Origin of the sequence: Roseovarius sp. MBR-78, from assembly GCF_040547535.1 — a bacterium.
Lineage (GTDB): Bacteria > Pseudomonadota > Alphaproteobacteria > Rhodobacterales > Rhodobacteraceae > Roseovarius.
Genome location: NZ_JBEPPX010000019.1, coordinates 57,605 through 68,068, shown reverse-complemented (window position 1 = coordinate 68,068; position 10,464 = coordinate 57,605). Strand labels below are relative to the sequence as shown.

The 10,464-nt window shown below is 61.6% G+C and carries 8 protein-coding genes and 1 pseudogene; 8 read left to right on the top strand and 1 reads right to left on the bottom strand.

Translation table 11 applies throughout. The features are described from left to right. Positions 1 to 129: pseudogene (locus ABIE58_RS14795) on the top strand (transposase); the annotation flags it as partial. A gap of 30 nt (positions 130 to 159) precedes the next feature. On the opposite strand, the gene ABIE58_RS14790 reads toward ABIE58_RS14795, so the two are convergent. Further along, on the bottom strand, positions 160 to 3,516 hold the full coding sequence (locus ABIE58_RS14790) for a DEAD/DEAH box helicase (RefSeq protein WP_354545480.1): 3,357 nt from the start codon (positions 3,514 to 3,516) through the stop codon (positions 160 to 162). 500 nt (positions 3,517 to 4,016) lie between these two features. Between ABIE58_RS14790 and ABIE58_RS14785 the strand changes: the two genes are divergently transcribed. Genes ABIE58_RS14785 through ABIE58_RS14755 form a run of 7 tightly spaced genes read left to right on the top strand, consistent with a single transcriptional unit; the run spans position 4,017 to position 10,404 of the window. Continuing rightward, positions 4,017 to 5,138 (top strand): ABC transporter substrate-binding protein, encoded by a 1,122-nt coding sequence (locus ABIE58_RS14785; RefSeq protein WP_354545479.1) that lies wholly within the window; start codon positions 4,017 to 4,019, stop codon positions 5,136 to 5,138. Positions 5,139 to 5,151: 13 nt separating this feature from the next. Next, positions 5,152 to 6,021 carry a branched-chain amino acid ABC transporter permease gene (locus ABIE58_RS14780; RefSeq protein ID WP_354545478.1) on the top strand — a complete coding sequence of 290 codons (870 nt, stop codon included), beginning with the start codon at positions 5,152 to 5,154 and terminating at the stop codon, positions 6,019 to 6,021. Between the two features lie 16 nt (positions 6,022 to 6,037). Further along, positions 6,038 to 6,913, top strand: coding sequence for a branched-chain amino acid ABC transporter permease (locus ABIE58_RS14775; protein ID WP_354545477.1), 876 nt, complete (start codon positions 6,038 to 6,040; stop codon positions 6,911 to 6,913). Next, positions 6,910 to 7,674: an ABC transporter ATP-binding protein gene (locus ABIE58_RS14770; protein WP_354545476.1), complete on the top strand. Its 765-nt coding sequence runs from the start codon at positions 6,910 to 6,912 to the stop codon at positions 7,672 to 7,674. The genes ABIE58_RS14775 and ABIE58_RS14770 overlap by 4 nt, the downstream gene beginning before the upstream one ends. Further along, the gene (locus ABIE58_RS14765; RefSeq protein WP_354545475.1) at positions 7,671 to 8,381 is read left to right on the top strand and encodes an ABC transporter ATP-binding protein; all 711 of its coding nucleotides are present in this window, start codon (positions 7,671 to 7,673) and stop codon (positions 8,379 to 8,381) included. The genes ABIE58_RS14770 and ABIE58_RS14765 overlap by 4 nt, the downstream gene beginning before the upstream one ends. Beyond that, positions 8,381 to 9,952 (top strand): AMP-binding protein, encoded by a 1,572-nt coding sequence (locus tag ABIE58_RS14760; RefSeq protein ID WP_354545474.1) that lies wholly within the window; start codon positions 8,381 to 8,383, stop codon positions 9,950 to 9,952. Before ABIE58_RS14765 ends, ABIE58_RS14760 begins: the two co-directional genes overlap by 1 nt. Continuing rightward, entirely contained in the window at positions 9,949 to 10,404 is a 456-nt protein-coding gene (locus tag ABIE58_RS14755; RefSeq protein ID WP_354545473.1) for a MaoC/PaaZ C-terminal domain-containing protein, read from the top strand. Before ABIE58_RS14760 ends, ABIE58_RS14755 begins: the two co-directional genes overlap by 4 nt. The last annotated feature ends 60 nt before the right edge of the window (positions 10,405 to 10,464 follow it).

Here is a 10,464-nt window from a genome sequence, read left to right as displayed (position 1 = left end):
TGGCGGCTGAAATGCCGCGCGGTCGCCGATAGCCTTGAGGAAGCCGGAGATCGTTTGTTTACCTTCACCCGCCTTGACCCGGCGCAATGGAAAGCTGCACGAACCACCAACGCCATAGAGCGGCTGAACCATCCGCCGGGACACTCCATTCAGGCTTATTCACCTCCCCAGCGGGGCGAACAGATCTTGCAGGGTGGTTTCATCGAGCAGGGGCGTGGCGGCATCGGCAGCAGTGTCAAAGAGCGCGTCGGCCAGCGCCTGTTTGCGGCTCTGCATGTCGAGGATTTTTTCCTCAACCGTGCCCGCCGCCACCAGCCGGTGAACGAAGACCGGCCTGTCCTGCCCGATCCGGTGGGTGCGGTCCATCGCCTGGCGTTCCACCGCCGGGTTCCACCACGGATCGTAAAGGATCACGGTATCGGCCTCGGTCAGCGTGAGGCCGATACCGCCCGCCTTGAGGCTGAGCAGAAACACCGGGGCGTGACCTTGGGCAAAGGCCTCAAGCATGCCCGCGCGGTTCTGCGTCTGGCCGGTCAGCGTGAGATGGGCAATGCCCGCCTCGGTCAGATCGGTCTCGATCAGGCGCAGCATCTCGACGAATTGCGAAAACACCAGCACCCTCCGGCCCTCGGCCACCAGCTCTCCCAAAAGCTCGCGCAGCCGCGCGCGCTTGGCGCTCTCGGTGACAGAGCGCGCGGCCTCGGTCTTGACCAGACCCGGATCGCAACAGACCTGCCGCAGTTTCAAGAGCGCATCGAGCACCGTGATCCGCGCCGCCGCCAGCCCGCGCGTGCCGACCGCCTCGCGCACGCGAGCGTCCATCGCGCTGCGCACCGTCTCGTATAGCGCCTGTTGCGCCTTTGGCAGATCGACCCGTTCAAGAATTTCGGTCTTGGGCGGCAGTTCGCCCGCCACCTCATCCTTGGTGCGGCGCAAGAGGAACGGGCGCAAGCGCCGGTTCAGCCTTGCCTGCGCGCCCGCGTCACCGTGCTTTTCGATCGGGGTGCGGAACAGCGTCTGAAACCGCTTGCGATCCCCGAGAAGGCCGGGATTGATCCAGTCGATCAGGGTCCAGATGTCCTGAAGCGAGTTTTCAAGCGGCGTGCCGGTCAGCGCCATCCGCCCCCTGGCGGGTATCTCGCGCAGGGTCTTGGCCATTTGCGACGCGGGGTTCTTGAGCGTCTGCGCCTCGTCCAGAATGACCAGCGGCCAGTCCTGCGCCGCCAGCCAGTCACGGTCGCGCGCCAGAAGCGGATAGGTGGTCAGCACCAGATCGGCCTTGAGTGCCGCCTCGCGCAACGCCGCGCGACCCGTGCCATGCAGGACCACAAGGCGCAGATCGGGGGTGAACTGTGCCGCTTGTGTCTGCCACCCGTGCAAGAGGCTCGTGGGCACGATGATCAGCGCCGGGCCCATTGCCCCCGCCTCGCGCCGGGCCTGCAACAGCGCCAGCACCTGCACCGTCTTGCCCAGCCCCATATCGTCGGCCAGCACGCCGCCGAACCCGGCGGCAAGCAAGCTGCCCATCCATGCCGCCCCATAGGCCTGATAATCGCGCAACTGCGCCTTCAGTCCCTTGGGGGCCTCAAAGGTTTTCGCCTCGGCCAGCGTCTGAAGGCTGCGCGCCAGTGGCAGGATTCCGGCCTTGTCGGCAAAGCGGATGTCGCTGCCCGCCAACGCCTCTTCGGCCAGTCGCGCGACCGTGGCGTCAGAGGGGTGCAGCGCACCAAGCTCGGCATGATGGGTCAGAAAGAGATGCAGCAAGGGCGCAAGCGGGCTGAGATCGAGCGCGGCATAACCCGCCTTGCCCCGGTCAAGGTAAACCGGACGTTCGGCCAGATGCTGCGCCAGCGCCCCGACCTCGGGCACCTCGTCCCACTCCTCGCGGCTCTGCTCCAGAAACGCCGCGATGAGGGGGGCCACATCCACCGCCTTGCCGCCGATCTCGGCCTGAAACCCCAGCGAGAACCAGTCATTGCCCTGAAACGCGGCACCCGCCTCGGACCGGGTGACGACGCTCAGCGATGCCGCCTCCGTGCTGAGGCGGAAGGGCCATCTTGGCGTCTCGATCACCTCCCAGCCGTCGCGGCGCAAGGCAGGCAGGGTGCGGAAGGCGAAATCGAGCGCCGCGTCGGCGTGTGACATCTCAAGGCTGTGCATGTTCATCTCGCCATCAGCAAAGACGAAATCGCATGTCATCATCCGCTCGCCCGGCCAATGGAATTCCAACTCCTCCACCCGCAATGCGCCCGCCTGCATCAATTTATTGGCGCAGGCCCGTTCCCAGTCGGGGTCGCGCGCCAGCGTCACGATCTGGCCGTCCTCGATCCTGCGCGGATCGTCCCCGCCCTCGGGCACCTCCTGACCGTCATAGGCAAAGCGCAAGGTCAGCGTCGGCAATTGCAGCGAATTGCCCCAATAGCGCGGGCCGTCGCGCGCAGTCTCGGCCCCAAGCGTCAGCCGCGCGAGACGCTGTGTCGCCTTGCGCCGGATCTGGCGCGGCGCACTCGGGCGTGGCAGGTCGAGCCCGCCAAGCGTTTCGGGCAGCGCCGTGGCAAGCGCGCCCGCCTCATGCGGGGCGATCTCGGGACTGGCGGCCACAAGGCGCAACACCTCCGTGTCGACCGCCTGCGCCAGCGCCCCGATCTGCCCCTTTTCCTTGTCGAGCCAGAGCGCGGCCCCGTTCATCCCGCGCAATTCCAGCGGCTGGCCGCTCTCATCCTCGAACCCCAGCCTTTGATTGCCATCCGCCGCCATCTGCCAGGCCAGCCGGGGCGTCGGGCACGCCGCCGACCACGCCAGATGCGCATCAGGCGCGTTGTCATGCAGGAAGCGCCCGGTGTCGCAAAGCCGCTGGATCAGGGTGATCACATCCGCACCCTTGGGTCGGATGAGGTCGGGCAGGCCATAGCTGTAATGCGCGTCCCACAGGCGCGCCTGCGCCAGGGCCGCGAGAAGGTCGAGATCCGCTGGACGGATAAACTTGGCCGGGGTCGCCCCTTGCAGCGCGCGCAGCGCGTCATAGCGCCGGATGGACCGGTTGAGCGCGGTGCCCGCCGCATTGATCCGACCCTTGTAGATGTCGATCTTGACCCTCGGGTCTTGCGGCATCAGGACGTAAATCAGCCGGTCCTTGACCGTATCCGGGTAACCCTCGGGCGGCATTTCCGGCAGTGTCGGGGCGGTGCTCTCCTTGACCCGGCGCAGCCAGCCCTGCACCGGTGCCGCAAGGCCCGGTGCGCCGCGACGGGTGCTGCCCTGCTCCGCGTTCCATTTCACGAGGACGGCGACCACATGTTTGCAATTATATCCGACCGGGCAGGAACACATGCCATCGACCAGCCCGTGATCCAGCGTGATCCGTTGTTGATAGCTCTGCCCGCGCCCGTTCGACACCCGCGACCGGAGCGCACCATCGGGCATCGCCTCGACCGAAACAACAAATCCGCGGCGCGCATAATCGCGCCCCCGCGCCAATGTCGCTTCGTCAAAATGATCGCTCAGCCGGATCGTCATACGCCCCCCTTCGCCATCTTTTCCATCGCCAGCGGATGAAGTGCAAGCACGCGCCGCATTACCTGATCGCGGTGCAGCCCGTTCCCGCGCCTCGTAAGGGCGGTCGCCGAGCCGAACGTCCGTAAAGCTAAATACGAATGCGTCACCCTGCGCGCCTTCGAGACCGGGTCACAGGCCTGTGAAGGTATCGGGCAATGGCGCTGGCCCATTGCAACGCCGAGCGGTCCCACTCGACCCATGGACTCTTGCCCCCCCACGAGGTCCATGCCAGCAAAAACGACCCGGTGAGAATGGCAGCCTTATGTGAAACCCTGATCCACCTTAACTGGGCTGCATTCTGGTCGAAAAAGCAGGACCATCTATGTTCTCTTGACAGAATAATTTTTTCCACAGAGAATTATTTTACAGGTTTGGCAAAAGAAGCCTCAAGAAGGTCAACGAACCATAGCTCATGAGCCGGCCGACGTTTCCGGCGCTGCAAAACATCTGGGGAGACGAAATTGTTTGCGAAATCGAAAATCATCCTGACGGCCTCGATCCTGACGGCGACGACAGCTTGGGCAGAGGACTACACTATTGGCGCTCTGTTCCCGCTTTCAGGGACGAATGCGATATACGGTGAAATCTTCATGGCGGGCGCCGATCTGGCAGTCGAGCACATCAATGCCGACGACATGTTGTCAGACACAGTGTCCATCGCCTATGAGGATAGCCAGGCGCTGCCACAGCCCGCGATGGTCGGCATGACCAAACTGGTGAATGTGACCGGAGTGCCTTACACGCTTTCCGCGTTCACGGGCGTGTCCAAGGCTATCTCGACCCTCGGACAACGAAATCAGGTTGTCGTCGTGAACGGCGGCGGTGTGGGCCCGGATCTCGCAGAACTCGGCGAGTATTTCTGGAACGTTATTCCGTTGGCCAATCTCGAGGTAAGAGCCCTGATTCCCTACGCGGTGAACGAGCTTGATCTGACGAGCGTGGCGCTGGTCTATGTCGACGACCCCCTCGGCCAGGCGATGGAAGCCGAGCTGAAAGCGGTTCTGCCAGAGGTGGGCGGGGAGCTGGTTGGCTCCTACTCAGTACCCACCACGGCTCAGCAATTCTCTGGCATAGCCGCGCAAATCCGGTCGAGCGGTGCGGACCTTGTTTACATCGCAAGCTATGGCAATCAGCAGGTGCAGATCGTCAAGCAACTGCGTGACAATGGGGTCAGCGCGCAATTCGCGTCCTATTCGGGATACACTGTGAACGATGCGCTGCAATTGCCCGAAAGTGAAGGCATGCTGGTGACTAGCCAGTCTGTCGATTTCGCGAGCGACAACCCGATGACCCAGCGTTTTGTCGACGGCTTTCGCGAGAAATACGATCAAGACCCAACCGCATACAACGTGAACTACTACAATGCGACGATGCTCTTTGGCATTCTTGCCGGGGCTCTCGAGGCAGACGGGAAAGACGTTACCGGGACAAACCTGTTGGCCAAGCGGCGTGAGATGGGAAGCTTCGACCTGGTGGGTGGAACGGTGTCATTTCAGGAGAATGGAACCCTTCTGTTCCCGATCGAGGTCAAGAGGATCGAGAGCGGTGCCACGACGACGCTCAGTTCCGTGTCCTTCAATTGAGTGGCTGAGCAAGATGCTTGTTCTTCAACTTGCAGTCACCGGTCTTCAGACCGGTGCACTCTATGCCCTGACTGCGGTGGGATTTTCGTTGATCTTCGGATCAACGAGGATTTTCCACTTCGCCCATGGGGCGACCTTCGCGATTGCCGCCTACTTCTTCTACTTCATCTCCCAAGCCGGTCTTGGGCCAGTTCCTGCGATCCTCGGCGCCGCCGCGGGTGCTGTCGCGTTCGGTCTTCTTATCTACTGGCTGGTCTACGTTCCGGTCCAGCGTCATGAGGGATCGTTCTTCACCGTGTTCGTCGCGTCGTTCGGGGTCGGTATTGTGGTGCAAAACCTACTTGGCATGGTGTTCGGGCGCGGCTTCGTCACTGTCAACACTCCATTGTCGCGGGGGTCGGAAATCTTGCCGGGCGTTTACGTTGCGCCCTTGGCGTGGATCGCCATTGCATGCGCTATGCTTTTTCTGGGCGCGCTTCACCTCTTCCTGCGACACACCCATACGGGCATGGCGCTGCGCGCGCTGAGTGACAATCCCGAATTGGTGCGTATCTTTGGGCTCTCGCCGCAGAGGATCAGTGCAATCGTTTTCGTGATCGGATCCGTGCTCGTGGTTCCGGCGGCGATCATCACGTCGGCCACGACAGGTCTCAATCCCGCGATCGGGCATCATGTCATGCTGATTTCGCTCGCGGCATCCATCGTTGGGGGTATCGGGTCCGTCTACGGCACGCTCCTGGCCGGCCTGATCCTCGGTCTCGCCGAAAGTATGGCGCTTCTTTTTGTTGCCTCGCAATGGACCGAAGCCGTCACCTTCGCGATCCTGTTCGCCTTCATCCTCATCCGTCCCTCTGGTCTTTTGGGCCGGGCAACAGCGCACTGACGAGAATGGACGTTCCATGGAAGCCTATATCTTCAATCTGCTGAATCTCATCGCTATCTACGGGATCCTCGCGGTCTCCTTGAACTTCATCATCGGCTATGCCGGCATCTATTCATTGGCGCATGCCGTGTTTTTCGGCCTGGGTGCCTACACGTCCGCATGGGTCGGGCTGAATGTCACGCCGTCCACCTTCGTCACAATCCCCGCAGCGATGCTGGCAGCGGCGGTGGTCTCGCTGGTTCTGGCGCTCCCTGCTCTGCGCGTGAGAGGTGAGTATTTCGTTGCCGCGTCGCTTGGCCTTCAAGTGATCGCCGTGACCATATTTTCGGAATGGAAGAGTTTTACCGGTGGCATCGGCGGCGTCCTCGCCATCCCGCCGGTGACCTTGTTCGGCGCCGAGATTTATCGACCGAAGGAATTCGCCATGGTCAGCGTAGTCGCGCTGATCCTCGTGATCGCCGTGACCTTGGCGCTGGTCCGCTCGAGCTTCGGTCGCAACCTCAGGGCGATCCGCGACAGCGAGAGCGCGGCGGCGAGCTTCGGCAAGAATGTTCCCCTTATCAAGACCGTCGCAGTGGTCATTTCCGCCGCTCTCGCGGCAGTGGCGGGCGCGCTTTACGCCAGCTTCATCAGCTTCATCAACGTGGAAAGCTTTATGCTGGACACATCTGTGCTGCTGATGGCGATGGTGATTATCGGCGGGACCGGCACGTTCCTGGGGCCGCTGGTTGGGGCGGCGATACTTCTGATCCTGCCCTCGGCGATTTCCTATCTCAGCTTTCTACCGCAGACCGAGATCGGCGCGCTGCAACAAATCATCTACGGGCTAGGCATGACGCTCCTGATGATCTTTCGGCCCGGCGGGATTGTGGGCCGCAGGAGCGGGGCATGAGCAACAACACGATCGCATATGGAGAGCCGCTCTTGCGGCTCCGCAACCTCGACAAGAGCTTCGGGGGCATGAAGGCTGTGGACGACGTGACGATGGACTTGCGTGCAGGGATCGTCACCACCCTTGTCGGCCCGAACGGCGCGGGAAAAACGACCCTGTTCAATCTGATTACCGGCAATCTCGTGCGCGACAACGGTAAAGTAGAATGGCTCGGACAAGACATTTCAGGCAGCAAGCCGCATCTCATTGCCAGACGCGGAATCATGCGGACCTACCAGGACCTGCGCCTCTTCGACAGCATGAGCGTCTGGGATAACATCATGAGCGCCACGGAACACGGCTTGCTGCCATTGCCCATGTCGTCGGCCGCGCGACAAAAGCGGAAAGAGCGGATCGAAGACATTCTCGAGCGCACCGGCCTCAGCGACAAGCGTGACACGCGCGCCCTCGATCTCGCCTATGCAGAGCGCAAGTTCCTGTCGATTGCGCGGATCATGGCCACCGAGGCGCGGCTTTGGCTGCTTGACGAGCCGGCATCCGGCCTCGATCCGAATTCCTACGAACGGTTCCTGAAGATCTTGCGGGACGATCGTGCTTGCGGCACTACGATCTGCATCATCGAGCACAATCTGGATATCGTTATCGGTATCTCCGACCGCATCGCGTTTCTGGATCGCGGCCGTCTGCTGGCGGACGCGGAACCGGATACGGTTCTGAACGATCCGGAACTGGCCAAAATCTATTTTGGAGATCAGTCATGACCCCGGTCCTGGAGACGCGTGGCCTCGCAGCAGGATATGGCGGACGGTCGGTTATTTCGAATATCGACTTGAGCCTCAACAAGTCCGAAGTGCTTTGCGTGATCGGTCACAACGGTGCGGGCAAGTCGACGATGCTCAAGACCATGTTTGGCTTGATATCGCCAGACGCGGGTTCCGTTCACATCGACGGCGAAGACGTGACCCGGCTGAACCCGCGCGACATTGCAGATCTTGGCGTGGCGATGGTGCCTGAGGGGCGCGGCGTGTTTCCGTCCCTGTCAGTATCGGACATCTTCGCGCTCGGTATGCACGCCGTGGGCGTTCCAAAGCGCGAACGGGCCGAGCGGCTGGCATGGGTCTTGAGCATTCTGCCCGCGATCCGCGAATTCATGGAACGACCCGCATCCACCCTGTCCGGCGGGCAACAGCAGATGGTCTCGATCGGTCGCGCCCTTCTGCCGCGTCCCCGCATCCTGTTGATGGACGAGCCGTCGATCGGGCTTGCACCGAAGCTCTTCCAGGATCTTCTCGCGCCGGTGCGAAAGCTGCAGCAGGAGGAGGGCATGTCAATTCTGCTCGTAGAGCAGAACGTGCGCGAGGCCCTCAAGATATCGGACCGGGCGCTCGTCGTCAAATCCGGGGCCATTGCCTGGACCGGAGAGCCTGCCGAGCTGGCTGACAACAAGCGACTGATAGAGCTTTATTGATGGATGAACGACTGACCTTCGACGCACTTCTTGAGGAACGTGACCCTGGTGCAGTGATGCTTGTGGCACCCGATGGCGCGGCTTTGTCCGTGGCAGACTTCCATACACTTGCAGGCAAGGCGGCCGCATGGCTGCGCGCGCAGGGGATCGAACGCGGAGATCGCGTTGCTCTCTGGCTTCCCAATGGTGTGGACTGGCTGGCGCTCCTGTTCGGTGCGGCGCGCATCGGTGCGGTGATCGTCGCGGTAAACACGCGCTACAGAGCCGCGGAGCTCGATCATGTGCTCGGTCACTCTGGCGCGCGGCTTCTCGTCTTTGGCGGTGACGATACCCATGACGACGTTCGCAAGATCCTCGCCGAGGTGAACCTTGCGGCACTTGGCGATCTCGAATGTCTTGCCAGTTTTCAGCCGACAGAGCCCATTCAAGGAAAACAGGTCACAGCCATAAATCTGGAAAGCGTCGAGCCGCTCGGGCCCAAAGACGCGCGTGCATCCGACCCGGTTCTTCTATTCACAACGTCCGGCACCACGAGCAAGCCCAAGCTGGTGCAGCACACGCAAGGCACAGTGTCCATGCACGCGCGCAATTGCGCATCCACATTTGGCTTCGATGCGCCGGGTGCAGCGTATCTTGCGGCCTTGCCATTCTGCGGCGTCTTTGGATTGAACCCCACCTTGGCGGCTGTCGTCGGAGGGGCGCCCGTCCATATATTGCGTGCATTCCGCGATGCAGAGGCGGCCTTCGCGGCGAAGACGGGAAAGGTTACCCATTTCTTCGGCTCGGATGAAATGTTTCGGCGGATGTGGGAACGGGACCCGTCAGCTTTCGAGACGGCTCGATTGTGCGGCTATGCGTCCTTTACACCGGGGCAGGCCGCGTTGCTGCAACGAATGGCCAAATCCGGTGTGCCGCTGAGAGGCGTTTATGGTGCCTCCGAGGTCAACGCTATCTTCGCGATCCAACCTTCGGAGTTGCCTGTCAAGGAGCGGATGCTGGGCGGGGGGCGCATGGCGGGTGCGGGAAGATTGCGTGTTCGCGATCCCGAGAGCGGCGAGCTCGTGGCTCCGGGCAAGGTGGGTGTGCTCGAGATCAGTGCGGAGACAAATTTCACCGGTTATTTTCGTAACGCCGAGGCAACGGCCAAGGCGATCGACGAAGACGGTTTTTTCCGCAGCAATGATCTTGGGTATGAACGCGGAGACGGCACCTTCGTGTATCTCGCCCGAAACGGCGAGTTTATTCGATTGTCGGGCTTTCTGACGGATCCTGCGGAGATCGAAGAGGTCATCGCGCGCGCGACAGGTGTCAGGCAGGCGCAGGTCGTCGGGATCGAGATCGAGGGAAAGGTGCGTCCGGTTGCTTTCGTGATCCCGGACGAAGGGAGCATGATTGACGAAGGCGCGCTGCGCGCATTCACGGAGCCGCTCCTCGCGCATTACAAGATACCTCATCGCTTCTTTGGTCTCGATGCCTTCCCGACCACTGACAGTGCCAACGGGCTCAAGATTCAACGGGGCAAGCTGGCCGAGATGGCGCGCGATCTTATAGCGAAGGGAGGTTCCAGATGACCCGCTCGATGTTCTATGACGATTTCGAACCGGGACAGGTTTTTACCAGCCAGACCAGGACGATGACCGAAACCGATTTGACCATGTTTTCAATGCTGACCGGTGACTGGAACCCAATTCACAACGATGCCGAGTTCGCCGGTCGATCGCGGTTCGGCCAACGATTGATGCACGGTGCCTTCGGTATCGGGCTGGGTTTGGGTTTGATGCACACGCTTGGTATCTTCGAAGACAGCGCGGTCGCTCTGCTCGATGTCAAGAGTTGGCAATTCGTCGAACCCGTCCTGATCGGTGACACGTTGCATCTGCGTCTTGAGATCATTGACAAGGCTCTTGGAAAATCCGGCAATACTGGTCGCATCGGACGAAAATTCGAGCTGGTGAACCAGCACGGGCGCGCCGCCCATATTGGCCGCGCAGATGTTTTGGTGCGAGTCAGGCCAGCCTCCTAGTCGGGCGTCAGAAGAAGCACGCAGATCATGCACGCAGGGTCCAGCCGGGTTCCGGTTCCG

Excerpts from the sequence above, each read along its gene's own strand:
- ABIE58_RS14790 (WP_354545480.1), bottom strand. The coding sequence starts at position 3,516 with ATGACGATCCGGCTGAGCGATCATTTTGACGAAGCGACATTGGCGCGG.
- ABIE58_RS14760 (WP_354545474.1), top strand. The coding sequence starts at position 8,381 with ATGGATGAACGACTGACCTTCGACGCACTTCTTGAGGAACGTGACCCT.
- ABIE58_RS14755 (WP_354545473.1), top strand. The coding sequence starts at position 9,949 with ATGACCCGCTCGATGTTCTATGACGATTTCGAACCGGGACAGGTTTTT.
- ABIE58_RS14775 (WP_354545477.1), top strand. The coding sequence starts at position 6,038 with ATGGAAGCCTATATCTTCAATCTGCTGAATCTCATCGCTATCTACGGG.
- ABIE58_RS14780 (WP_354545478.1), top strand. The coding sequence starts at position 5,152 with ATGCTTGTTCTTCAACTTGCAGTCACCGGTCTTCAGACCGGTGCACTC.
- ABIE58_RS14770 (WP_354545476.1), top strand. The coding sequence starts at position 6,910 with ATGAGCAACAACACGATCGCATATGGAGAGCCGCTCTTGCGGCTCCGC.
- ABIE58_RS14765 (WP_354545475.1), top strand. The coding sequence starts at position 7,671 with ATGACCCCGGTCCTGGAGACGCGTGGCCTCGCAGCAGGATATGGCGGA.